Below are 22,420 nucleotides of genomic sequence, written 5' to 3' on the forward strand. Positions count from 1 at the left end.
AAAATCTATTGTGATGTGTGTCTCCAAACATAATTTGTCATACATTCTTCATGCTTTCCCAAAAATGGTACAGTTATTTGAGCAGCGAAATGTTCGGTTACATTTACTAACAACGGTACCGCTCTTTTTCGTGTCTGATAAGTAGAAACAAGACATTTGTTTAGACACTGAAAAGGAGTAAGGATATGAACACTAAAACCCATAAAACACACGAATTTGATGTGCAGGATTATGTACTGGATGCATGCTGGGCAGTCATTGCGGTTTTACTGGTAGGTATGATTATTTTCAGTATAATTTAACGAAGACAGGTAACTTTTGATGACTTTTGTGGTCAAAGGATTCGAAGTCCGCTATTAGAGTCCTTAATATTTTAGCCCGTCGAGAGACAAGGAACTGGCTATGCCTCACACCGAGCGATGCTTTAATCTTGTTGACTGGCAGGTTGATCCTGCCCTCAACAGGCTTACCATCGACAACCAATCTTATGATCTTGAACCAAGAGTCATGCAGGTTCTGGTTTGCCTGTATGAACACGCGGAAGAGCTGGTTTCAAAAGACGATCTACTGGGCGAGGTGTGGCATGGTGTTTCCATTACTGATGATGCTATTTATTGCAGCATATCGAAATTGCGTAAAACATTTAGACAGGTCGAAGAGCACCGAAGTCCCCAACTGAAAACTATTACACGCCAGGGCTATATGCTATGCCTTGAACCTGCCTATAGTATTTTGCAGGGTGATAATGAATTAAGAAACAAATCCAACGGTCATTTTCAATATGGCCGACGCCATGATGACAGGGCACCGATTTCACATAACGGCACAAATGGTCATTCATTTTCTATCTCGGACGAGATTAAATCAGAGAAAAAAGCTAAACGGCTGGCCAGCCCTGCTGAGCTGAAAACCATTAACTTGCGTATATTTGTTGATAAGCAGAAAGCTGGTGACTATCAAGACACAGTAAATAAGCATAAGAAGCTTAAACTTGTATTGTTAATACTACTGTCTCTTCTGTTGGTGCAGTCCATTATTATCGTTTTTTCGTAACACTTGAGTTATTTTTGCACCATTTGTCTTAAGAAAGTCTGACGAATAGCTAAACAATACTGCACGACTTGATCTAAGTCATTGCTTTTGAAGGGTGTAAAAGATTCAGGCCCCGAACAGGACATTCAAGCTAACTTGTCAAATACTATAAGCTCATTGGATAACAGCGAGAGCAAGGAGAAATCCATGAAGCCTAAAGCAATTAAGCCGAAACATGAGCACGAGTATGATGCAGAAGATGTCTTTTTAAATGTTTGTCAGGGTGCTGTTGCAGCCTTATTGGTAACTATTCTGATCTACAACATTTTTGTTTAGAACATTCTCTATTACTTGATCAACTAATCGGGTCACCTGTTCAACAGATATCTGTTGCATCAGGTTGTCCCCTTTTAAGCGATACCCCCAAGGAAGGTCTTCCACATTACAATTAAGCTGCTGGGTCGCATTCTTAGTATAGGCATCAGCAACATAATCCAAATATAGATAGGGGCCTGTTCGTCTGGGATTGCTATGAGCGTATAAACCAATGACGGGTGTACCTTGAGTAACTGCCATATGAGCAGGCCCTGAGTCCGGTGCGATAACACATTGAGCAGCTTTAAGCGTTGCCAGCAGTTGTTTTAAATTGGTTTGGCCAATCATATCGATAATCGGACTTTTGCTGTGACTTAAAATACTATCACCCAGCTCACGCTCCATAGTGCTCGGCCCGCCAGTCATCACCACCTTAAAACCTTTACTGTGGCAATAATCTGCTACTTTGGCGTAGCGTGCTGCCAGCCAGTTTCTCTCAGCCTTACTTGCCCCCGGCGAAATAACAATAAATGGTTCCTGAGGAAGTTGATTCTCTGCCCATAGTTCTATTTCCCTGGGCAGTGGAATATTCCATAAAGGATCACTGTCCGGTACTCCAATGGCACGAGCAAAATCACGAAAACCTTCCAATACGTGCATCCCTTTGCTGTCGGTAATATGGTGATTCACAAATAAGGAGTGTAATTCCTTACTACGCTTTTTTTCAAAGCCAAGTTTGATTTTGGCAGGAATAAAATAGGCCGCAAGATTGGCGCGGAAGGCTAATTGCATGTGCAGGAGAATGTCGTATTGACGCTCTTTCATTACCTTACGCAATTCAGCGTATGCTTTAATACCTTTGATTTTATCAAAGACTATAAACTCAACACCGGGTAAGTTTTTTAACAGCTGGGCTTCTACCTTTCCAATCACCCAGGTAATGAGTGCTTCAGGATATTGACGTTGAATAGCCTGCACGGTGGATACTGCATGACAGACATCGCCAATGGCAGAAAGACGCAAAATGCAGATAGCCTGCGGCGATTGAGGAAAGTCTTTTAACACAGTATGGCCTTGAAAATTAGGGACTTGCGACGATTTTAATGTATAGTAGGCGATAAACCAACCATCAGTCCCGCATACGTTTCTGTGAAAATTGAACAAGTTGACAGAAATCGGTTCCTGGTGACAACGAAGCGCTATCGCGGCAAAGTTACCAGCGACTGGTTTGATGCAAAACTATTAGCAGAGCAGGGAGCTATCATCGGACATTCAACCGGACGAAATACTACCTGGTTTTTTCAGAAGCGGGACGAACAGTTCGTGCTTAGAAAATACTACAGGGGCGGTATTTTATCGAAGTGGGTTGAAGACTCTTATCTGTTTACTGGTCTAAAACGCACACGAGCCTATCGTGAGCTTTCTCTATTAAGAAAAATGCAGAAGAAAGGTTTGCCAGTACCAGAGCCTGTGGCTTTGATGGTAGAAAAAAATGGGTTTACCTACCGCGCTTCAATCATCATTGGACTGATCAAAAACACTCAGGACCTTTTTCATGTTTTGAGACAGCGTTCACTATCTGCTAACGAGTGGCGAGCGGTTGGTTCACTTATCAAGCAGTTTCATGAACAGGGTGTCTATCATTCTGACTTAAACATCCATAATATTCTGCTGGATGATCAGAGCCGCTTCTGGCTGATAGATTTTGATAAGGGCCGTCTGCTTGCCAATACTAGCGCCAGGCTGGAAACCAATCTGGCAAGGCTGCAACGCTCACTTCGTAAGGAGAAAGCCAAATTACCTGAGTTCAACTGGCAGGAGAGCGATTGGCAGCATTTGGTAGAAGGGTATGAAGCTTAATGCCGACTTATACATCAAGCCGACATTAAACCAATTAATAGCGCTATCAGCATCATAAAACTAAATATCACGATATACAGCAGCCCATAAAGAATGAAACGCCAAGTGGTGGCCCAGTATCCCGTCTGATAAAAGTTTTTTTGGGTATAGAACAGGTAAACGATTAAGCCTATAAACACAAACCAGCCCAGATGCAGTATCTGCAACTGGGGAACTATTGTGACCAGCTGATACCAGCCCAGATAAAGCAGGATTATGGCAAACATGAAGCTGTGGCTGTGAATCAATAATACCAAGTGTTCTACATACAGATGCTTTTTAAAGACATAAAAAAGGCTCAGCAATAAGGCGAATAACGGCAGCGCAAATAAAACCGTCTGTGGAATCACCTCAATCATATTCTGGACGATGGAAAGCCCCAGTGCGCTGCGAGCGGCTTTCTGCTTTTCTTCAGGCAGATAGGAGATGTCGTGGTAGGTATCGCACAATTTGTCTATACGCTCTTCCAGTGCCTGATCTAACCACTGTGGCCACAGATGAAAAATATTTTTTGCATCGGATTTGCAGTTAAGAGCCAAAACAACCGGATCGGTTTCTTCTTGAGCGGCTTCGGCCTGTGCATTGTCGATTGCTTTCAAGACTTCAGGGCTGAGAGCCGGGTTATCCCCCAGTTGCTGCTGTGCATCCGTTAAGGCTTCCTGTACTTTGGCTCTTTCCTGCTCGCTCAGGTTATTGGTACCAATCTGGACATTATTGACATTAAAGCCACCAGCATTGGTCATTAACAAGAAAATGATCGACAGGATCAGGTAAAGCTTGATCGGAGTGACGTAATGATTCTTATGGTGTGAGTTGGTGAAGTAATCCCGCGACAGTGCTCCGGGCTTGGAGAGCATGCGTGCAGTCTTAAAAACTTTTGAGTCAAAGTTTAGCCAGTCTTCGACAAACTCGACCAGAAGCTCTTTGATGGTTCGCTGTGGACGGAAGGTCTTTTGCCCACATTGATTGCAAAATTTTTCAGGTTTACCAGCTTTTGGGGTATCTGGCATTGTGTTGGGCTGATTCACTGCTACTTCCTTGAATTGAGGTTTCTACGGGTAGAACACTATCTCTAAATTCTATAACTCCAAAGTAATGTAGCAAAATTACGATGATAAACAACAAGATAGATAAGCCAATCCGCCAGCTTAGTGCTTTAACCAGCTTTTTGCTGGACTCTTCGTCGCCCTTGCCGAGGAAAAACAGCCCCCTAAAAAGGCTGAATAATATGGCCAGCATCAATATAATAAGTACAATTTTAATCCACATAATGTCATTCTTTTGCTTTTAACCAATCACGAAGACTGGCTTTCTTGAGTGAAAGTTTGAGTAAGAACTCGTGTCACATTATACGCTGATTGGCGCTAAAAACAGAAGCAGTAGAATGTTAAGGGCTTGTTTTGTCTAAACCTTTATTCAAAATCTCGATGGGCTCCCGTAGCTTTGCACCGGCCTTGATTCCCGCCATTGCCTTTTTATTGCTGTTGCCGGTTTTGATTCGATTGGGCATCTGGCAACTGGATCGTGCCGAAGAAAAACGTCAACTGATAGCTAATCTGGAAGCCAAATCCAATCAGCCAAGTATAGCCCTCGAGCAGGCATTGCAGTTGGAACAGCCTGATCAGACCAAGGTTACAGTGGCTGGACGAGCGGTGCCTAAACTGCATCTTGTGGTGGATAATCAGAAGCGCGATGGGCGTCTGGGCTATGAAGTGTTCGCCCTATGGCAGACCGATTCTGCTGCATCGTCAAAACTGCCAAAATACATTCTGGTTAGCAGAGGCTGGTTGCCTCGACAAGATTTTTACGAGAAGGTCCCTACAATTCCCACTTTCGAGGATCAGAGCCTTGAAGGTCAGCTCTATTTCTCAAAGGGTTCCAATCAGGTTGTGGCACAAAATGCGCAATGGCAAAAGTTCGATGATGCCTGGCTTATCGGCCAATTTGATCTGGAAACTATTGCAGAAAAAGCAGGTGAAATAGGGTATCATACCGCTCCTTTTGTGGTCAGGCAGCAGGCAGACCCTAACTCGCCCTTTGTCAGGCAGTGGGAGTTGGTGGCAAGTCCTCCGGAGAAGCATATTGCTTATGCCATTCAATGGTTTGGTATGGCTTTGGTTCTGATCATTTTATTCATAGTGTTAAATCTTAAGCGAGAGAGACAAGATGAGTCAGCAAACGGTTGACCCGAAAGTACGCAGCCAGAACCGTAAAGTGGTTTCGGCGTTAGTTCTGGTTTTTGCCGCGCCAGTTATTCTGGCTTATGTGGCGATGCACATGGGCTGGTTCCAGGTAGCGACTAAAAACAACGGTACCCTATTGGAAAGCCCTTATCCTCACTTTGAGCAGTTCCAATGGTATGGCATTGATGATGAGCCATTACATTTCAAAGACTTCGAAACTCAGTGGTGGTGGGTGTATTTTCCCCAGAAAAATACCTGCGATGAAGCTTGCGAGCTGAATATTCACTGGTTAACCCAGACCCATGCTACTTTGGGCAAAGAGTCTGAAAAACTGACTCGCCTGATTGTTTTTCCGGATGACATTATTTACGAAGATAAGGTGCAGGACAGTGAGCAACTGCAACTGGCGCGTGGTAATGGCCAGCCAACTGTGGGCGAAGGCGCTCAGCTGGAAAGCGGCAAGATTTATTTGATGGATGTACACGGCAATATTTTTATGCGTTACGAGCCGGTAACTGATGAGCAGGAAGCGATAATGCGCAGCAAAGGTCTGCGTGATGATGTGCGACGTGCCATTAAGGCCACAGGTTTGTAAGTAGGTACTTTCAATGCAAAAGAAAACATTACGTAAGTTCGCTATTTTCGCCAGCATTCTGGCGCTGTGTGTGATTTTACTGGGTGCCTGGACTCGTCTAAGTGACGCAGGTCTTGGTTGTCCTGATTGGCCTGGCTGCTATGGCCACTTCACCGTTCCTCAGGATGCTGACTACATCAAGCAGGCTGAGGTGGAATACAATCAGGTTTTCGAGGCCGATAAAGCCTGGCCTGAAATGATCCACCGCCACTTCGCCAAGGCGATTGGTCTGGTCATCATTATTCTATTTGTTGGCGCCTGGAAAGGTCGCCGTAAAGATCCAAGCATTCCGGTGTTGCTGCCTTCTATTCTGCTGCCCTTGGTTATATTCCAGGGGCTGCTCGGAATGTGGACGGTAACGCTGAAGGTACATCCGTTTGTAGTAATGCTTCATCTGCTGGGTGGCTTCTCAATTTTATCGCTACTGTTTTTATATATCTTACAGCTTAGACCCAAAATTGTTTCTTTATCGCAGGTGGTCGCCAAGAAGTTCAAGAAGCTGGCAATGGTCAGCTTGGTGCTGGTCATTCTACAGATCGCCTTAGGTGGCTGGACCGCAGCAAACTATGCCGCCACAGCCTGTACTGAATTGCCATTCTGTAATGATGGCTGGACCCAGAATGTCGATTTTAAAGGTGGTTATGATTTGTGGCAGAAAGGCTTTGAGTTCGATGAGTTCAAAGCGCTGGAGCAGGAAAAATTTGAAGCCGATCTGGCCAAAGCACAGGGCGAACCCTTTATCAATTATGAAGGTGGCGTTTTGAGCCACGATCAGAAAGTGGCGATTCATGTCAGTCATAGAATTGGTGCTTATATCGTCTTCTTGATTGTTGGGTTATTGGCGCTCTTGATGATTCGTGAGAAAGACAGTGTCCTGATCCGTCACTTTGGTCGAGCGTTGGCGCTGGTCTTAATAGGACAAATGCTATTAGGCTTCAGCAATATCATTTTTGCTCTACCACTGTATGTTGCAGTAGCACACAATGGTGGTGGTGCTATTTTGTTATTAACGGTGCTCGCCGTGAACTTTTTGGTCAATTGGCAATTTAGACAAGCCAAACAAGTGGGAGGAAAACATGGCTGATTCGAATTCGCAAACCCAGACAACAGAGGGTGAGCCGAAAAGCCAAGGTCGTCCTATCACCTGGCGTGATTATTATGAGCTAACCAAGCCAAAGGTTGTCTATTTGCTGGTATTTACCGCAGTGGTCGGTATGTTTTTGGCTAACGATGTTACCCAAAACTGGTTCCCGCCATTGAACGCATTAATCTTCGGTACTTTGGGTATCGCTTTTGCGTCTGGTGCTGCGGCGGTGGTTAATCATGTAGTGGATGCGCGCATTGATACCATGATGGCGCGTACCATGCAGCGTCCAGTTGCTCAGGGGCGCGTTAAGCCACGTAATGCAGTTATTTTCTCGACTGTGTTAGCAGCGGTTGCCATGGCCATGTTGTGGTTCCTGGTTAATCCTTTAACAGCCGTGTTAACCCTTGGTGGGTTGGTTGGCTATGCTTTCGTCTACACTATGTTTTTAAAGCGTGCCACACCGCAGAATATTGTGATTGGTGGTTTGTCAGGGGCGATTCCACCGTTACTCGGCTGGACTTCGGTAACCGGCTCCGCTGACCCTTATGCCTGGCTACTGGTGCTAATTATTTTCACCTGGACGCCACCGCATTTCTGGGCGCTTTCGATTCATCGAATCGAAGATTATGCCAAAGCAGAAATCCCAATGCTGCCAGTGACTCATGGTGAAGATTTCACCAAGACTTCAATCGTGCTTTACACAATTTTATTGATCTTATCGACCTTGCTTCCTTACCTGACTGGTATGAGTGGCATTATCTATTTAATCGGTGCGGTAGGGCTGGGACTTTGGTTCCTGTACTACACGGTAATTTTGAAATACCGTGAGCGTGAAGGGATTGCTATGAAAACCTTTGGGGTGTCGATTGGTTATCTGACTTTCTTGTTTGCATTCCTGTTAATCGATCATTACGTCGATCCTTTTATCAAATTTTAATGAATACTAGAGGCTGATATGCAGAAGAACACAGCGTTTACCAGACTGATTTTTATTTTGGTTGCGATTTTGTCATTGGTTGCTGGCGTTATGTCTTACCAATTTTTATTTGCCCCAAAAGAAATGCAACTGATTCGAACTTTTGGCGAACCTCGAGCGATTGCCCCTTTCGAAGGTAAAACGCACACTGGCGAAACCTTTAATCAGGAAAACTTTATCGGTAACTGGAGCATCGTCTTTTTTGGTTTTACTACCTGCCCCGATGTGTGCCCAACGGCTATGAGCAACATCAATCAAGTCATGCAACAATTGCCAGAGAATATAGCCAAGTCTACGCAAGTGGTGATGGTTTCCGTTGACCCTGAGCGTGATACGCTCGAGCGATTGAATAAGTATGTTCCGGCGTTTAACAAAGATTTTATCGGCATCAATGCAGGGCTCGAAGAGACTCGTAAATTAACTGAATCGATAGGCGTGACTTTCTATAAAATCCCCGGCCATGATGATCCTGATAACTATCTGGTTGAGCATACTGCACGCTGGTTTATTATCGATCCGCTAGGCCGCCGTTACGCACTTCTGACTCCCGATGAAGTTTTACCTGGTGAGGACTTAGTGGGTACAGTGGCGAGGGATTATGAGATTTTGAGGGAACAGTCAGAGTTCTAGTCTTAATTATTTTTCATAAGTGGTAATTTATTTTAAGTTAGTAGTATTTTATCCGCCCTTTTCTTTGCTCGTCCAAAGAAAAGGGCGAAAAGAAAAGACGCCCCAATCGTTAGGTCCTTCGGACTTCCCTCTTTCATCAAAAATATTAACGCGCCGCCAAACGAAACATCCATGTTTCGAATTGGCTAAATTGGGCTATCCCTTCCCAATTTACGCTATATTTTTTCTTCTGTCGGCTAACTCCAGGGGGAAAATGAGAGCACTACCTTCAGCGAATGATAAGTTATGAAACTCTGGACTACTGCTACACTAAAAACTGATTTAAAGCGTACTGATCAGCATTCGGCGATTTGGCGTATTGCGTTGCCGATGTTGCTGTCGAATATGACGGTGCCTTTGGTGGGGTTGGTAGATTCGGCGGTGATGGGTCATTTGCCGGAGCCGTTTTATCTGGCGGCTGTGGGGCTGGGTGCTGCGTTGTTTACCTTTATTGTCTGGACCATGGGTTTTCTGCGGATGATTACCACGGGGCTGGTGGCGCAGGCTTATGGTGCGGAAGATCATGTTGCTATCCGGCAGTGGTTGTGGCTGTCGTCTTTACTGGGATTATCTGTTGCCTTTCTGACTTTATTATTGAATCCGTGGCTGATTGATCTGATTCTGTGGTGGATAGAGGGATCGGATGAAGTGGAGTCCAGTGTTCTAGCTTATTGGAATACTCGAATCTGGGGATTGCCTTTTAGTTTACTGAACGCAGTGATGATTGGTTGGTTCCTGGGTATGCAGACGGCGCGTATTCCATTCTGGATGCTGTTGATTATTAATCTTTTGAATGTGGTGCTGGATCTGTATTTTGTGCTGGGTCTTGGCATGACGGTCGAAGGGGTTGCGCTGGCCAGTGTGATTGCTGAAGTGATTGGTTGCGCATTTGGTGGTTATCATGTGATACGGCTTTTGGCCAAGTATCCGATTGCCGAAAAGTTTAAACTGGCCTGGCATAAGTTAAAGCGCTTGCTGGGACTTAATGGTGACTTGCTGATTCGTACACTGGCTTTGGAACTGGTGTTTTTTACCATTCATGCCCGAGGTGCAGAGTTGGGCGATGAAGTGATGGCTATTAACGTCATTCTGCTTAATTTCCTACTGCTGATTGCCAATGGTCTTGATGGATTTGCCAATGCCGTTGAAGCGCTGGTCGGAAAAGCCATTGGTCGCAACAGTTGGCGGGATTTCCGTTCAAGCATCAATGTGGGTGGTTTATGGTCGTTACTGGTCAGTATCATTTTTGCCCTGATTTTCTGGCTCTTTATTGAAGAGTTCATTGGATTAATAACCAGTATTGATAGTGTTATTGCAGCCTCTGAGCCTTACCATTTGTATATCATCTTTATGGCGCTGGTTTCGGTTTGGAGTTTCTGGCTGGATGGGGTTTTTATTGGCGCATCGCAAATTGGCGCCATGCGCAACTCGATGTTGATTGCAGTACTGTTAGGCTTTGTGCCTTTATATTTTGTGACTAAAAGCCTCGGTAATCATGGCTTGTGGTTGGCTTTTTATGCCTTTATGCTACTGCGAGCACTCAGTTCGGTGCTGTTTTTAAAGCTGGGTATTAAGGCAGGTGCCTATATCGCTTTGGATAAAGTTCCATTGACGAAAGGATAACAATTGAAATAGGTGGAGCATCCATGAAAGTTGCTTTGGTCAGACTTTCCGCAATTGGTGATTGCACACTGGTTTTACCGGTGGTACGTGCGCTTTTACGACAGAAGCCAGAACTGGAACTGTATTGGATTATCGGCAAAGCTGCCTATAGCCTGTTAAAGGATTCTACTCATCCCCGTTTACACTATATTCCTATCGATAAACCCAAAAGTATGTCTGATTATCGAAGCCTGAAAAAACAACTGGCAGAGCATAATTTTGATGCAGTACTGGCAATGCAGGCCAGCGCACGAGCAAACCTGATATATCCATTAATCCGCTGTGCCCGTAAAATTGGTTTCGATAAAACACGTGCCCGTGATTGGCAATGGCTATTCACTAGTGAACGAATTGATTTTAGTGATGAACATCTGCATGACAGCTTTAGACGTTTTGCAGAACAGTTGATCCAAAGCAAACTCGAGGTCAGTGCCGATGACTGGTCAATTACTCTGCCGAGTGACGCTGTCAGCTCCATTGCTGACCTGCAGTTGCCAGAGAGCTATGTGGTGATTAATCCGGCGGCCAGTAAGTTGGAGCGCTGCTGGTCTACCGCTAATACGGTACAACTGATTCAGCAGATTCAGGAGCGTTACCAGTTACCTGTTGTACTAACAGGTGGGCCAGATAAATTGGATCACGAATTGGCGCAAGAGATTGAAAGTCAGGTAGACGTTATCAATTGTGTCGGCAAGACAAACTTACAGCAACTGGCTGCCATCTTGCAGAAGGGCAAAGTATGTATTGCGCCGGATACAGGACCTGCGCATGTTGCCAATGGTGTGGGTACTCCGGTGATTGGTTTGTATGCGGTTGCACCGAGCAAACTATCTGGCCCTTACCTTAATCAGGAATACACCATCGATAAGTTTGAGCCGGCAGTGCAGCAGTTTCTTGGCAAAAATATTGACCAGGTTCGCTGGCGGACGCGAGTACACAGCCGCCAGGCAATAGATTTGATCAGTGTTGATGAGGTGATGGCTAAATTGGGTCTATTAATGCCAGAATTATAGTTAAGGCTTCATCTGGTACTGCTCAATGAAAAGCTCTCTGCATCTTTGACTGTCTTTTAGTAAGGCGATGCTTTCCATCATTTGCTGGCGATCTTTTTCGCGAAGAGATACTTTTAATTCACAGTCAAAAAATTCACAGTTGGTCGGGTTCAGCAAAATAAAAGAACCATTCGGAAGTATCTGAATGTTGGTCTGGCGGATATCCTTCAGATACACACCTTCGCTGTGCAGATGGTTAAGCCAGCTGCCCAGTAGAATAGCCGTTGGTTCGTGTCGATCAGCAGGAATGTGGCTTAAACTGACCCCGGGTACTTCAAGGTAGCGCAACATATAAGCATTGCGCTCTTCGCATAAAGTAAACTCCTGTGGAGTAATGGTATAAAACCCGCGGAAGGTAAACAGTGAGCATTTCTCCAACATCCGCTTCAATTCCTGACGAGTAATATCAATGGCCAGGCTAGTGCGACGCGGAAAGATATTCAGTAACTGTCCGTCAAAGGTACGAACCAGCTTTGGTAAGCCGTCCTGTCTGGTTAATGTCTTGCCTGAGCTAATAGCGCCATCATGTTGTTCACTGCTGATTGTCTTCAGTCTGGGTGGTTTCTGTTTGTAGATGGTGCGCTGGCCTTCCGGTAAGGTCTTAAAGCGGCGATGAACCCAGTAATACTGTTCAGGCGCTTGCATGATACAGGCCTCGAGAATTTTATTGGCCATGGCGCAATCAATATCATCCTGCCCGGTAAATTCCACCTCGGGCAGAACTTCGACAATCATTTTGCCTTTCTTATCCTTGTGATAACTGACGGGAAGGACAATGGCATTACCCAGTTTAGTAATTCGCATTGGGGAATTCAGAGTCGCCATTGGATTGCCGAAGAAGGGCGCAAAAACGGTCGCTTTGCGACCCATATCCTGATCCGGCATGAACCATAAGTTTTTACCCGATTTGAGCCACTTGCCGATCGAGCGAATATCGTTTCGGCCCATGGTCTGGGTACGATTATTACGGCCTTTCTGGATATGGTAGTCCAGGGCCGGATTTTTATTCGGGCGATAAAAGGCGGCAAACTCCAGATAGCGAGACATAATGGCGCCAGATAGTTCGAGACTGGTGTTGTGATAACCCAGGAACAATATTCCGCGGCCAGTTGCCTGAGCTTTTTCGTAGTGCTCAAGTCCGCGAATTTCATGGTATTTTTCCAGCTTTTTAAAAGGCTTGTACCAGGCCAGAGCTAACTCAGCGAAACCTTCTCCTAATGCCAGAAAATGTTGTTTGCACATGGCCTGCCGCTCTGAGTAGCTGACATCAGAAAAGCAGTAACGGAGGTTGGCTTCAACAATAATGCGGCGGCTTTTAACCCGGTAAAGCAGACGCCCCAGCTGACGTCCGCAGGCTATAACAAACGGGTAGGGTAGCTTTGCAAACAGTTTGAGTAGACCAAAGGCAAGGCCAATAAAGAAGGCGGATATTTTGCTGGTTTTTTTAGCCAAGGGATTCAAATCATTAAAAAATTTGAGTCATTTTACCCGTAAAGAGGTGGATTATAAAACCGCAGATTTTGTAAACCGCTTTTCTCGTGTAATACTAAGGCCCATTTAACATTGGCGAGCAATAATGAAAAAGCACTTTATCTTACATGGCGCCATGTTCATGGCACTTGGTGTGGCTCTGGGAGCCGTTGGATCGCATGCCTTGGAGCTAAGCAGCGATATGCAAAGACTGTTTGAACTGGGTGTTCAATATCAGATCTATCATGCACTTGGCTTGATTGCCGTAGGCTTGATATCAGGGTGTCTAGCTAACACTAAGGGAGAACTTGCAGGCTGGTTGATGTTTGCCGGTATTGTGGGATTCAGTGGTGGGCTGTATTTTTACGCATTGACGGGCAATGAGTTGATCCGTAAAGTGATCCCGCTAGGCGGAAGCCTACTAATAATAAGCTGGCTGGTCTTTTTCTGGGCCGTTCTAACCAGCAAGGTTAAGCAATTCGATTAAATACCTGGATCAACTAATGGGGTAAGTTGATGGTCAAGGAACAGTTATTACAACATCATCAGGATAATTTCTGGGATTGGTCCTGCGTCTTTTATGAGGCCTCTCAGGTTAAACCCCTATTGCTTAAACTTCAGGATAGCTATCAACTGAATGTCAATTACGTCCTACTTGCGCTGTGGACCGAACAGCAAGGCATAGCGATGGATGCTGTTATCTGGAAAAAAGTCATTCGTGAAGGTCTGCAGGCATCTCAGGCTGTTTCTGGTTTACGCCACAGGCGTCGAAAGGCTAAGCATTTGGGACAGAAGGATGAGTATAAAAAGCTCTTATCTCTTGAATTAAAGGGCGAAAAACTGTTGCAGCAACAGGCAGTTAAGAGCTTGCTGCCCTTCTGGCCGATTGTGCCGAATTCTGTTGAACCTATGAGCAATTTACGTTTCTATATCCAAACTCAGGCGCAGTCGCGAATCGAAGCGGATGAAGCCCTGCAGCAAGCCTCAGAACTAGGAGGCATAGTTCAAAAGTTACAGGTTTAGACCTCGCATTTTGCAGATAACTCCTGCACAATGCCTGTTTTTCAACCACTATTTGGGGAAAATATCAGTGAAACAACTAACTATTAAGAAAACTGCATTAGTTTTAGCGCTCAGCGCTGCATTGGTTGCCTGTGAGCAATCAGGTGATAAAAAAGAGAGCACAGACGGTGCTCAGCAGGCCGTTGAATTTAAAGGCGAATACGATAAAGCTGCTTATGCAATTGGAGTTAATTTCTCCAAGCAAATGGGGCAGAATTTCGAGTCTTTAAAAGAGTACGGTATAGAAATTAATCCACAGATTGTCGCTGAAGGCATTAAAGACGGTTTCGCCGGCAATGCTCAACTAACTGATGAAGAAGTTGATGAGCAAATGGAAGCCTTCCAGAACAATCTAAACACCAAGATGGAAGAGCATCAGGCTAAATTGGAAGCTGAAGCTCAGCAAGAAGCAGAAGCTAACTTGGCCGAGGGTGCAGCTTTCCGTGAAGAGTATGCCAAGAAAGAAGGCGTTCAAACTACTGAATCTGGTTTGATGTATCGTGTGATCGAGGCAAGCGGTAGCGAAGAAAGCCCAGCAGCTGAAGATACCGTTCGCGTTCATTACCGTGGTACTTTTATCGATGGTAAAGAATTCGATAGCTCCTATGAGCGAAAGCAACCCATCGACTTCCCATTGCGTGGCGTGATTCCTGGCTGGACAGAAGGTGTTCAGTTGATGAATGTTGGTGATAAGTATGAGTTCGTGATTAAGCCTGAGCTTGCTTATGGTGAAATGGACCGTGGCACAATCCCAGGTAATTCAACCCTGGTTTTTGAAGTAGAATTACTTGAGATTAACCCAACTGAACCGGTTCAACCTGATCCAGAGCCAACAATTGATGAGCAGATGGAAGAACATGTAGAAGAAGCGGCTCAAGAGCTAGAGCAGGCTGCTGAAGAAACTCAGGAAACAGTTGAAGAGGCTGCTCAGGAAGTTGAAGAAGAAGTCAAAGAAGCGACTGGTGACGATCAGTAATCATTGGTAAAGCAATATGACGGAAAAAAGCATCAAAAGCTTTAAAGAGTTTTGGCCTTTTTATCTCGGTGAGCATCGCTTGCCGAGTAACCGTCTGTTGCATTACGTTGGCACAACCGCGTCATTGCTCTTGCTGACTTACCTTATTATTACGGCACAATGGCTATGGTTACCACTCGTGTTAGTGGTTGGCTATGGCCCAGCCTGGATTGGTCACTTCACCATTGAGAAGAACCGTCCAGCGACTTTCACCTATCCGTTATGGTCATTATTGGCAGATTATAAGATGCTATATATGGCAATGACGGGACAGTTAAAAAAAGAGTGGCCAAAGTACTTCTGAAGATATTTCGGCAGTTCTAATATAAAAAAACCAGCTTAACTAAGCTGGTTTTTTATATTTCTCAATAATTAACTTTTAATATTGCTACTTTCCAGAACTGTTACTTTTTCATCTGATTCCAGCAAGGGACGCATAGCGTCTAATAAGTCCAAACGTTGCTCTGACTCCGCCCAGACCTCCCAGGTGTCAAATGAATCCCAGCACGACATGACGATCACATGATTTGGATTGTCTTTAACGTGGAAAATTTCGCCGGTTAAGAAGCCTGCTGAGTTGCTGGCTTTATTTTTAGCTTGGCGGATCAGTGCGTGATAGTCGTCTAACTTACCTTCGCTGATAACTCGCTCGATAATAACTCGGATCATAAGAGCCTCGGTTGTGCCATTAGATTAAAGTGGTTTCGGTTGCTGGAATGCTTTGAAGAGTCTGAAGCCAAAGACCAGAGCCGCTATGATGAATATGATCAGCATCCAGCCAGGCATTGAGATTCCCCAGAATCTCCAACTGATTTTGGCGCATTCCCCAGCGCCGGTTAATACGGTTTGCAGTACTTCCATGAATGGTAGTACATCCATCATATAATCCAGAGGCGCACCACAGGCCGGAGCTTCGCCTTCTGGCAAACTTTGCAGGTAAACGTGGCGCCCCGAAATGCCTATTCCGGCTATTGCAGTTAATAAGCCAAGGATTTGATAGATTCGATTGCTGATAGAAGAAATGGCAGGGTTATGAATGGCGTTTAGCAATAGGATGATGCCCATCACAGCCACTACAACGCGTTGGAAAATACATAAAGGACAAGGCTCAAGCCCATCCACGTACTGGAAATAAAGGGCTGTCACCAGTAATTGATAACAGATGAATGCACCTAAGAAATTCCAGCCACGGCTATTTAAATTCATGTTTGTTGCTCTTGTGTCATTTGTTCACAGGACGCGAATAGCGCACACTACCTGCACTTCGCTAAAAGTGCAAGCAGTTACGCCTGGCAATACTACCCGTGACATTGACGGTTTAAAAGTGACAATTTGTAACTAAGTTCCAATAACGACTACTTCTTCAGGGCAGCAGCCAATGCGTCAGCAAAAGCACCCTGTGGTTTAGTTTGACCACGCTTATTGGACTGGTTTCCTTTAAAGTTGCCTTTTTTATGGCTTTGAGCATCACGTTTCTGAGCTGGTTTTGAGGCTGCCTGAGAATCCGGCCCAATCATGGACAGGCTGATTCGCTTACGCTGCATATCAACGTCCAGTACCCAGACTTTCACAATATCACCAGCTTTTACAACTTCAGCAGGGTCTTTAATAAATTCATTAGCCATCATCGACAAATGAACCAATCCATCCTGATGAACGCCAACATCGATAAAGGCACCAAAGGCCGTTACGTTGGTGACAACACCCTCAAGCTCCATACCAATTTTCAGGTCATTCAGAGTTTCGACGCCTTCTTTGAAACGAACCATTTTGAACTCTGGGCGTGGATCACGACCTGGCTTGTCCAGTTCTTTCAAAATATCGTTAACGGTATGCAAACCGAAAGTCTCATCGGTAAATTCCTGTGCCTTGATTTGGCGAAGCTTGTCGGTATTACCCATTAACTGGTGAACATCCTGCAGCTCAAGGGATTGCATCATTTTCTCAACCACTGGATAAGCTTCCGGGTGAACCGCTGAGCTGTCCAGCGCATTGTCTCCGTCTCTAATACGTAGGAAACCTGCCGCCTGCTCGTAAGTTTTCGGACCCATGCGCTCAACTTCGAGCAGCTGCTTACGGTTATTGAAGCGACCATTGGTGTCACGCCAGTTTACGATATTCTGAGCAATGGTTTTACTGAGGCCAGAAACACGCGTCAGTAGCGGTACCGAAGCCATATTTAAATCGACACCAACCGCATTCACACAGTCTTCAACTACGCCATCAAGGCTTTTGGCCAGCTGGCTTTGGCTAACGTCATGCTGATATTGACCTACACCAATGGATTTTGGTTCGATTTTGACCAGCTCTGCCAAAGGATCCTGCAGGCGACGGGCGATGGAGACTGCACCACGGTAGCTGACGTCCAGATCCGGGAACTCCTGTGCTGCCAGAGCTGATGCCGAATAAACCGAAGCACCTGCTTCGCTGACCATGATTTTCTGCAATTTAAGCTGCGGTGCCATCTTCATTAGCTCGGCAACCAGCTTGTCGGTTTCTCTGGATGCCGTACCATTGCCGATACTGACTAGCTCAACCTTGTGCATTTCGCATAATGTCTGCAACTTGCGTAAGGACTGGTCCCACTGGTTTTGCGGGGCGTGTGGGAAGATAGTGGTCTGGGTCAGAAGTTTGCCTGTTTCATCCACAATCACCGCTTTGGTACCGGTTCTCAAACCCGGATCCAATCCCATGTTGGTTTTGGCACCTGCAGGAGCTGCCATCAGCAGATCATTCAGGTTGCGGGCAAAAATGCGAATAGCTTCGGTCTCGCCCAGTTCACGAACCTTGGCTAACAATTCCGTTTCAAGATAAAGGTGGAGTTTAATTTTCCAGGTCCACAGGACGACCTGCTGCAACCAGTAATCGGCAGCACGTTTTTGATCTTTGATATTGAAATGATCAGCTACCATGGATAAACACGGATCACTGGCTTCAGGATCCTTGATGAGGTCCTGATTGGAAACCATCTGCAACGTCAGGATATTTTCATTACGGCCACGAAGCAGGGCCAGAATTCGGTGCGAAGGAATGGTTTTGAAGGCTTCGCTGTGATCAAAGTAATCGGAGAACTTGATGCCTTCCTTTTCCTTACCCTCAATCACTTTTGAATGGATGTAGGCATTGTCCCATAAGTATTCACGCAGTGTTTTCAACAAATCTGCATTTTCGGCAAAGACTTCCATCAGAATTTGACGGGCTCCATCCAGTGCATCTTTGGTGGTTTCAATCTTATGCTCAGGATTGAGGTATTTTTCTGCTTCTGCTTCCGGATCAAGCGTTGGGTTTTGCCATAAATCCATGGCTAATGGTTCAAGCCCTGCTTCACGCGCTATCTGTGCTTTGGTGCGACGCTTAGGCTTATAAGGCAGGTATAAATCTTCCAGCTCACTCTTGGTGGTGGCAGCTTCTATTGAAGACTTGAGTTCAGGGGTAAGCTTTTCCTGCTCTTCAATACTTTTCAGGATAGCTGCGCGGCGATCTTCCAGTTCGCGCAAATAACCCAATCTCTGCTCAAGGTCACGGAGCTGGGTATCGTCCAGCGCTCCGGTGACTTCTTTACGGTAACGTGCGATAAAGGGAACCGTTGAGCCTTCATCAAGCAGGCGAACCGCAGCTTCTACCTGTTGCGGGCGAACATTTAACTCTTGAGCTATCTGTTGGTTTATTTGTAACATCTTGTTAAGTGCTTATTGGGGAAAATATGGCGGCATAGTATAGTGCTTCAAAACCTATGAAAAAAGAACAAAATGCCCAAGTCGGTTCTGACCCAGCACTCAACTTTGAGTAAAATAAGAGTCAATATGCCGATAAGCATGAATAATTGTTTGTTTTTATGACTAATTTTCGTTGGTGTATTACAAGAAACAAAAATGTAGAAGGAATGTTGGGTTATGACTGAAGAAACTCCGAAAATATTAGTAGTTGATGATGACGTTCGTTTGCGAAGCCTGCTGGAGCGTTATCTTAAAGAACAGGACTTTATGGTTCGTACGGTCGAAAATGCCGAACAGATGGACCGTTTTCTGGAGCGTGAGAACTATCACCTGATGGTGCTGGACTTGATGCTTCCGGGAGAAGATGGTCTATCCATTTGCCGTCGTCTGCGTTCTCAAAATAACCCCATCCCTATTATTATGCTGACAGCCAAAGGCGATGAAGTGGATCGTATCGTTGGCCTTGAGGTCGGTGCCGATGATTATCTGGCCAAACCTTTCAATCCACGCGAGTTGTTGGCTCGAATCCGTGCCGTGTTACGTCGTCAGGCCAAGCATATTCCCGGCGCACCGAGTAATTCTGAAACTGTTGTCAGCTTTGGTCGCTTCACACTGAATCTCGCTACGCGTGAGATGACTGATGATGGCAATCCAATCTCGTTAACCAGCGGTGAGTTTGCAGTCCTTAAGTCTTTGGTAGAGCATGCTCGCCAGCCGCTTTCTCGCGATAAGCTGATGAATCTTGCTCGTGGTCGTGACTATTCAGCCCTGGAGCGCAGCATTGATGTACAGGTGTCGCGACTGCGTCGTCTGATTGAGGCTGATCCGGCACATCCGCGTTATATCCAGACGGTCTGGGGTGTGGGTTATGTTTTTGTTCCGGATGGTGGTGAGGCCTGATCTGCAGGCCTTGCTATGATTCGTTTCTGAGCCTTTCAATTTAATCTTTCATGCGTATTCTGCCTAAAACTGCTTTTGGCCGCATTGCTGTCCTGGTTGGCTGTTTGCTGCTGATTAATCAGTGGGTGTCCTATTTATCGATCTCATGGTACGTAGCGCAACCTTCGATGAAGCAGTTGGTTCAGTTGCTTTCTGCGGATGTGAAAACATCACTGGAGTTACAGGCTCTGGAGTTTGAGGGCAAAATTGATGGCAGCGTGCGTCAGCAAATCATGGATAACCAGCGCATTCAGTTTATTTCAACGCGCATGGGTGAGCCCAAGCAGCTACGTGAAGCGCGACCTTATAGTGTCTTGACGGAGCAGCTGGCAGAAAGCCTTGGTGTCAGTGAAAGTCAGACTGAAATGCGGGTAGAAGAATCCGACAACATCTATTATTGGATTAAGTCACCGCAACATACCAATGTCTGGCTCAGAATCGCGATGGACCCCTTCGAAGGCTTTTATATCCACCCACCGGTGGTCTACATATCGGTCATATTATTGTTAAGTTTGCTCGGAGGCTGGATTTTTACCAAGCAGATCAGCCGCCCACTTCGTCGCCTGGAGTTTGCTGCACGCGAAATTGGTCGTGGTGACAATCCCGGCCAGTTAAAGGAAGAGGGGCTTGAGGAAATGGTTACGGTGACTCGAGCCTTTAACCAGATGGCTCGTAATGTGCAGCAACTGGAGCAGGATCGTAACCTGCTGTTGGCAGGTGTTTCCCATGATCTTCGAACCCCATTAACCCGTATTCGTCTGGCGACAGAATTCATGGGCGATGCGGATGAAGAGTTACGCGAAGGCATTGTGCGTGATACCGAAGATATGGATCAGATTATTGACCAGTTCATTTCGTTCGTACGTGATGGCCGCGATGAACGCGAGCAGCTGGGCGATCTCAATGCGCTGGTTGAAGAGTGCATCAAGTCGGTTCGATTGCAGACTCAGGACATCAGTTTTGAGTTGGGGAAATTACCGAAAATCTATTTTAAGCCTCTAGCGATGAAGCGATTAATCACTAACTTGATTATGAATGGCCTGAAATATGCTGGACCGCCCTTAAAAGTAACCACTACATTAAATAACAACATGATCCAGCTTTCGGTATTGGATGAAGGGCCGGGCATAAAAGATGCTGAAATGGAGCACTTATTCCAGCCATTTTCTCGAGGTGATTCGGCGCGTAGTGGTGGTGGATCCGGATTAGGGTTGGCAATTGTTCGCCGGATTGCTGAAATGCATGGTGGCACGGTCACTTTGCATAACCGTGCCGAAAAGGGATTGGAAGCTCGTTTACAGATCCCTGTTCACTAATTGACTGACTGGCTACCCTGATTGGTGGTAACCAGTTCGGCAATTTCTTGCTGAGTAAACACTTCTTTCTTGCTACAAAAATCACATACCAGCTCTACCTTACCATCATGTTCCTCTGCCAATTGCATCAGCTCCTGTGGCTCAATGGTTAACAAGGCCCGCTCATTACGTTCGCGCGAGCATCCGCATTGGAACTGGATAGGTTTGGCGTCGTATAAAGTGACCTTATCCTGATGGAATAGACGATACAGCAGGTCATGGTGAGACAGGCTCAAGGCTTCTTCATCAGTGATAGTTTCGGCAAGTGTCGTGACATGTTCAAAGGCAGCGGCTTTATCTTTTTGCTGACTAGAGTCATCAGGCATCGCTTGAAGAAATACACCATTGATACGGTTTTCCCCGACAAAGAGCTTCAGATAAGTAGGTAACTGCTCTGAGCTGGTGAAGTAATCTTCAAGACATTCAGACAAGCTTTCTTTTTCTAGCGATACGATACCTTGATAGCGGTGGCCCTGCTCAGGTTCGATGGTAATGGCTAAAGTGCCGCCCTGAGTCCATTGCTTAAAATTGTAGTCGCTAACTTCAGGATCCAATGGGTGCATAACACCACGTATATGCCCGTGATTATTACATTCAGTGACCAGTAATTTGACTTGAGAAGGGCTTTGTAGCTGGAGTGAAACCCTGCCTTCAATCTTTATTATTTCGGCCATCAGTGCAGTAGCGGCCAATGCTTCACCCAGCAGATGGCGCAGAGTTTTTGAGTATTGGTGCTGATCGCAGATGGTTTGAAAGCTTTTCTCAAGGCTGATGATTTCTCCGCGAATGGGTAAATCAGCAAAGGTAAATCTCTGGATAAGATCTGACATGGTTACTCTCTAAAATTGGTTAGTATTGCTAAGGGTCTTAATCTTTTTCCTGCTGGCGCAGAAAACGGTGGATCTGGCGACGTTGCTTTTTATCGGGCTTATGTTCCGAGTAGGGCATCGATTGTCGTTGCACTACAAGCTGTTCTCGCTTCTGGATACTTTCTTCGGTCTCTCTGTAAAGTGTTTCAGCTACTTTGGCAGGGCCTCTTTGTTCGGATAAGCCCTCCACAATGACGGTTTTCTCAGCAAAGCCTTGACGAATCTTGATGCTCATTCCAAGCTGAACCTGTCGACTGGGTTTACCACGAACCCCATCGCAATGTACTTTCCCACCCTCGATGGCAGCTTTCGCCAGGGCGCGTGTTTTGAAAAAACGTGCAGCCCAGAGCCATTTGTCTAACCTTACTTGATTGTCAGTCACCATCTTGAACCTTACTATTCTTTACAGTATGTTGCTTGCTTTCTCAGCGCCTGCGTGGGAATATTCCAATTATAGGCGATCTGCAGGAAGGATGCCGTACAAT

General features: G+C 45.6%; 25 protein-coding genes. 16 read left to right on the plus strand and 9 right to left on the minus strand.

All coding sequences use genetic code 11. From position 1 onward, the window contains the following. The first annotated feature begins 402 nt into the window (after positions 1–402). On the plus strand, positions 403–1,053 hold the full coding sequence (locus B158_RS0103300) for a winged helix-turn-helix domain-containing protein (RefSeq protein ID WP_018623923.1): 651 nt from the start codon (positions 403–405) through the stop codon (positions 1,051–1,053). A gap of 186 nt (positions 1,054–1,239) precedes the next feature. Continuing rightward, positions 1,240–1,368, plus strand: coding sequence for a hypothetical protein (locus B158_RS13635; RefSeq protein ID WP_265596416.1), 129 nt, complete (start codon positions 1,240–1,242; stop codon positions 1,366–1,368). Here B158_RS13635 and B158_RS0103310 read toward each other — a convergent pair. Continuing rightward, positions 1,330–2,412, minus strand: a complete 1,083-nt coding sequence (locus tag B158_RS0103310) for a glycosyltransferase family 9 protein (RefSeq protein ID WP_018623924.1) — start codon at positions 2,410–2,412, stop codon at positions 1,330–1,332. The two genes, B158_RS13635 and B158_RS0103310, sit on opposite strands and share 39 nt — an antisense overlap. Positions 2,413–2,496: 84 nt before the next feature. Between B158_RS0103310 and B158_RS0103315 the strand changes: the two genes are divergently transcribed. Then, on the plus strand, positions 2,497–3,207 hold the full coding sequence (locus tag B158_RS0103315) for a 3-deoxy-D-manno-octulosonic acid kinase (RefSeq protein WP_018623925.1): 711 nt from the start codon (positions 2,497–2,499) through the stop codon (positions 3,205–3,207). Positions 3,208–3,221: 14 nt separating this feature from the next. Here the strand turns inward: B158_RS0103315 and B158_RS0103320 are convergent, their stop codons facing one another. Together B158_RS0103320 and B158_RS0103325 are read right to left on the minus strand one after the other, a co-directional pair. Next, positions 3,222–4,274: a DUF3667 domain-containing protein gene (locus B158_RS0103320; RefSeq protein ID WP_228127056.1), complete on the minus strand. Its 1,053-nt coding sequence runs from the start codon at positions 4,272–4,274 to the stop codon at positions 3,222–3,224. Next, positions 4,231–4,515, minus strand: coding sequence for a twin transmembrane helix small protein (locus B158_RS0103325; RefSeq protein WP_018623927.1), 285 nt, complete (start codon positions 4,513–4,515; stop codon positions 4,231–4,233). Before B158_RS0103325 ends, B158_RS0103320 begins: the two co-directional genes overlap by 44 nt. A 131-nt stretch (positions 4,516–4,646) precedes the next feature. On the opposite strand from B158_RS0103325, the gene B158_RS0103330 reads away from it, so the two are divergent. The 7 genes from B158_RS0103330 (at position 4,647) to B158_RS0103365 (ending at position 11,470) form a co-directional block, all read left to right on the plus strand. Further along, positions 4,647–5,432, plus strand: coding sequence for an SURF1 family protein (locus tag B158_RS0103330; RefSeq protein ID WP_156823039.1), 786 nt, complete (start codon positions 4,647–4,649; stop codon positions 5,430–5,432). Continuing rightward, positions 5,413–6,024 carry a hypothetical protein gene (locus B158_RS0103335; RefSeq protein WP_018623929.1) on the plus strand — a complete coding sequence of 204 codons (612 nt, stop codon included), beginning with the start codon at positions 5,413–5,415 and terminating at the stop codon, positions 6,022–6,024. Before B158_RS0103330 ends, B158_RS0103335 begins: the two co-directional genes overlap by 20 nt. Positions 6,025–6,037: 13 nt before the next feature. Then, positions 6,038–7,147 carry a COX15/CtaA family protein gene (locus tag B158_RS0103340; protein ID WP_018623930.1) on the plus strand — a complete coding sequence of 370 codons (1,110 nt, stop codon included), beginning with the start codon at positions 6,038–6,040 and terminating at the stop codon, positions 7,145–7,147. Beyond that, positions 7,140–8,087, plus strand: coding sequence for a heme o synthase (gene cyoE / locus B158_RS0103345; protein ID WP_018623931.1), 948 nt, complete (start codon positions 7,140–7,142; stop codon positions 8,085–8,087). Before B158_RS0103340 ends, cyoE begins: the two co-directional genes overlap by 8 nt. Before the next feature lie 18 nt (positions 8,088–8,105). Continuing rightward, entirely contained in the window at positions 8,106–8,756 is a 651-nt protein-coding gene (locus B158_RS0103350) for an SCO family protein (protein ID WP_018623932.1), read from the plus strand. 285 nt (positions 8,757–9,041) lie between these two features. Beyond that, positions 9,042–10,418, plus strand: coding sequence for an MATE family efflux transporter (locus B158_RS0103360; protein WP_018623934.1), 1,377 nt, complete (start codon positions 9,042–9,044; stop codon positions 10,416–10,418). A 23-nt stretch (positions 10,419–10,441) separates the two neighbouring features. After that, positions 10,442–11,470 (plus strand): glycosyltransferase family 9 protein, encoded by a 1,029-nt coding sequence (locus B158_RS0103365; RefSeq protein ID WP_018623935.1) that lies wholly within the window; start codon positions 10,442–10,444, stop codon positions 11,468–11,470. On the opposite strand, the gene B158_RS0103370 is transcribed toward B158_RS0103365, so the two are convergent. Continuing rightward, entirely contained in the window at positions 11,471–12,961 is a 1,491-nt protein-coding gene (locus B158_RS0103370; RefSeq protein ID WP_018623936.1) for a lysophospholipid acyltransferase family protein, read from the minus strand. It abuts the gene before it with no gap. 124 nt (positions 12,962–13,085) lie between these two features. On the opposite strand from B158_RS0103370, the gene B158_RS0103375 reads away from it, so the two are divergent. The 4 genes from B158_RS0103375 (at position 13,086) to B158_RS0103390 (ending at position 15,360) form a co-directional block, all read left to right on the plus strand. Then, entirely contained in the window at positions 13,086–13,466 is a 381-nt protein-coding gene (locus B158_RS0103375; protein WP_018623937.1) for a DUF423 domain-containing protein, read from the plus strand. 29 nt (positions 13,467–13,495) lie between these two features. Then, the gene (locus B158_RS0103380) at positions 13,496–14,002 is read left to right on the plus strand and encodes a TIGR02444 family protein (RefSeq protein ID WP_018623939.1); all 507 of its coding nucleotides are present in this window, start codon (positions 13,496–13,498) and stop codon (positions 14,000–14,002) included. Positions 14,003–14,069: 67 nt separating this feature from the next. Then, positions 14,070–15,017: an FKBP-type peptidyl-prolyl cis-trans isomerase gene (gene fkpA / locus B158_RS0103385; protein ID WP_018623942.1), complete on the plus strand. Its 948-nt coding sequence runs from the start codon at positions 14,070–14,072 to the stop codon at positions 15,015–15,017. Positions 15,018–15,033: 16 nt separating this feature from the next. Beyond that, the gene (locus B158_RS0103390; protein WP_018623944.1) at positions 15,034–15,360 is read left to right on the plus strand and encodes a DUF962 domain-containing protein; all 327 of its coding nucleotides are present in this window, start codon (positions 15,034–15,036) and stop codon (positions 15,358–15,360) included. A 68-nt stretch (positions 15,361–15,428) separates the two neighbouring features. On the opposite strand, the gene B158_RS0103395 is transcribed toward B158_RS0103390, so the two are convergent. The 3 genes from B158_RS0103395 to B158_RS0103405 all read right to left on the minus strand — a co-directional run bounded on the left by B158_RS0103395 (position 15,429) and on the right by B158_RS0103405 (position 18,733). After that, positions 15,429–15,725 carry an antibiotic biosynthesis monooxygenase family protein gene (locus B158_RS0103395; RefSeq protein ID WP_018623946.1) on the minus strand — a complete coding sequence of 99 codons (297 nt, stop codon included), beginning with the start codon at positions 15,723–15,725 and terminating at the stop codon, positions 15,429–15,431. A 24-nt stretch (positions 15,726–15,749) separates the two neighbouring features. Then, positions 15,750–16,262, minus strand: a complete 513-nt coding sequence (locus tag B158_RS0103400; RefSeq protein ID WP_018623947.1) for a disulfide bond formation protein B — start codon at positions 16,260–16,262, stop codon at positions 15,750–15,752. A 149-nt stretch (positions 16,263–16,411) separates the two neighbouring features. Then, positions 16,412–18,733 carry a Tex family protein gene (locus B158_RS0103405; protein ID WP_018623948.1) on the minus strand — a complete coding sequence of 774 codons (2,322 nt, stop codon included), beginning with the start codon at positions 18,731–18,733 and terminating at the stop codon, positions 16,412–16,414. A 216-nt stretch (positions 18,734–18,949) separates the two neighbouring features. On the opposite strand from B158_RS0103405, the gene ompR reads away from it, so the two are divergent. Next, positions 18,950–19,672, plus strand: a complete 723-nt coding sequence (gene ompR / locus B158_RS0103410; protein WP_015781335.1) for an osmolarity response regulator transcription factor OmpR — start codon at positions 18,950–18,952, stop codon at positions 19,670–19,672. Positions 19,673–19,722: 50 nt separating this feature from the next. Next, positions 19,723–21,027: a two-component system sensor histidine kinase EnvZ gene (gene envZ / locus B158_RS0103415; RefSeq protein ID WP_018623949.1), complete on the plus strand. Its 1,305-nt coding sequence runs from the start codon at positions 19,723–19,725 to the stop codon at positions 21,025–21,027. On the opposite strand, the gene hslO is transcribed toward envZ, so the two are convergent. Together hslO and B158_RS0103425 are read right to left on the minus strand one after the other, a co-directional pair. Further along, complete coding sequence (gene hslO, locus B158_RS0103420) at positions 21,024–21,896, minus strand: Hsp33 family molecular chaperone HslO (protein WP_018623950.1); 873 nt, start codon at positions 21,894–21,896, stop codon at positions 21,024–21,026. The genes envZ and hslO overlap by 4 nt on opposite strands. Before the next feature lie 37 nt (positions 21,897–21,933). Beyond that, positions 21,934–22,320, minus strand: coding sequence for an RNA-binding S4 domain-containing protein (locus B158_RS0103425; RefSeq protein ID WP_018623951.1), 387 nt, complete (start codon positions 22,318–22,320; stop codon positions 21,934–21,936). Positions 22,321–22,420: the final 100 nt, after the last annotated feature.

Origin of the sequence: Kangiella aquimarina DSM 16071 (assembly GCF_000374105.1) — a bacterium.
In the GTDB taxonomy this organism is placed as follows: Bacteria; Pseudomonadota; Gammaproteobacteria; order Enterobacterales; family Kangiellaceae; genus Kangiella; species Kangiella aquimarina.

What these genes read in the sequence shown, in the direction of transcription:
- B158_RS0103300 (WP_018623923.1), top strand. Translation starts at nt 403, where the DNA reads ATGCCTCACACCGAGCGATGCTTTAATCTTGTTGACTGGCAGGTTGAT.
- B158_RS13635 (WP_265596416.1), top strand. Translation starts at nt 1,240, where the DNA reads ATGAAGCCTAAAGCAATTAAGCCGAAACATGAGCACGAGTATGATGCA.
- B158_RS0103325 (WP_018623927.1), bottom strand. Translation starts at nt 4,515, where the DNA reads ATGTGGATTAAAATTGTACTTATTATATTGATGCTGGCCATATTATTC.
- B158_RS0103335 (WP_018623929.1), top strand. Translation starts at nt 5,413, where the DNA reads ATGAGTCAGCAAACGGTTGACCCGAAAGTACGCAGCCAGAACCGTAAA.
- B158_RS0103340 (WP_018623930.1), top strand. Translation starts at nt 6,038, where the DNA reads ATGCAAAAGAAAACATTACGTAAGTTCGCTATTTTCGCCAGCATTCTG.
- cyoE (WP_018623931.1), top strand. Translation starts at nt 7,140, where the DNA reads ATGGCTGATTCGAATTCGCAAACCCAGACAACAGAGGGTGAGCCGAAA.
- B158_RS0103350 (WP_018623932.1), top strand. Translation starts at nt 8,106, where the DNA reads ATGCAGAAGAACACAGCGTTTACCAGACTGATTTTTATTTTGGTTGCG.
- B158_RS0103360 (WP_018623934.1), top strand. Translation starts at nt 9,042, where the DNA reads ATGAAACTCTGGACTACTGCTACACTAAAAACTGATTTAAAGCGTACT.
- B158_RS0103365 (WP_018623935.1), top strand. Translation starts at nt 10,442, where the DNA reads ATGAAAGTTGCTTTGGTCAGACTTTCCGCAATTGGTGATTGCACACTG.
- B158_RS0103375 (WP_018623937.1), top strand. Translation starts at nt 13,086, where the DNA reads ATGAAAAAGCACTTTATCTTACATGGCGCCATGTTCATGGCACTTGGT.
- B158_RS0103380 (WP_018623939.1), top strand. Translation starts at nt 13,496, where the DNA reads ATGGTCAAGGAACAGTTATTACAACATCATCAGGATAATTTCTGGGAT.
- B158_RS0103390 (WP_018623944.1), top strand. Translation starts at nt 15,034, where the DNA reads ATGACGGAAAAAAGCATCAAAAGCTTTAAAGAGTTTTGGCCTTTTTAT.
- B158_RS0103395 (WP_018623946.1), bottom strand. Translation starts at nt 15,725, where the DNA reads ATGATCCGAGTTATTATCGAGCGAGTTATCAGCGAAGGTAAGTTAGAC.
- B158_RS0103400 (WP_018623947.1), bottom strand. Translation starts at nt 16,262, where the DNA reads ATGAATTTAAATAGCCGTGGCTGGAATTTCTTAGGTGCATTCATCTGT.
- B158_RS0103405 (WP_018623948.1), bottom strand. Translation starts at nt 18,733, where the DNA reads ATGTTACAAATAAACCAACAGATAGCTCAAGAGTTAAATGTTCGCCCG.
- ompR (WP_015781335.1), top strand. Translation starts at nt 18,950, where the DNA reads ATGACTGAAGAAACTCCGAAAATATTAGTAGTTGATGATGACGTTCGT.
- envZ (WP_018623949.1), top strand. Translation starts at nt 19,723, where the DNA reads ATGCGTATTCTGCCTAAAACTGCTTTTGGCCGCATTGCTGTCCTGGTT.
- hslO (WP_018623950.1), bottom strand. Translation starts at nt 21,896, where the DNA reads ATGTCAGATCTTATCCAGAGATTTACCTTTGCTGATTTACCCATTCGC.
- B158_RS0103425 (WP_018623951.1), bottom strand. Translation starts at nt 22,320, where the DNA reads ATGGTGACTGACAATCAAGTAAGGTTAGACAAATGGCTCTGGGCTGCA.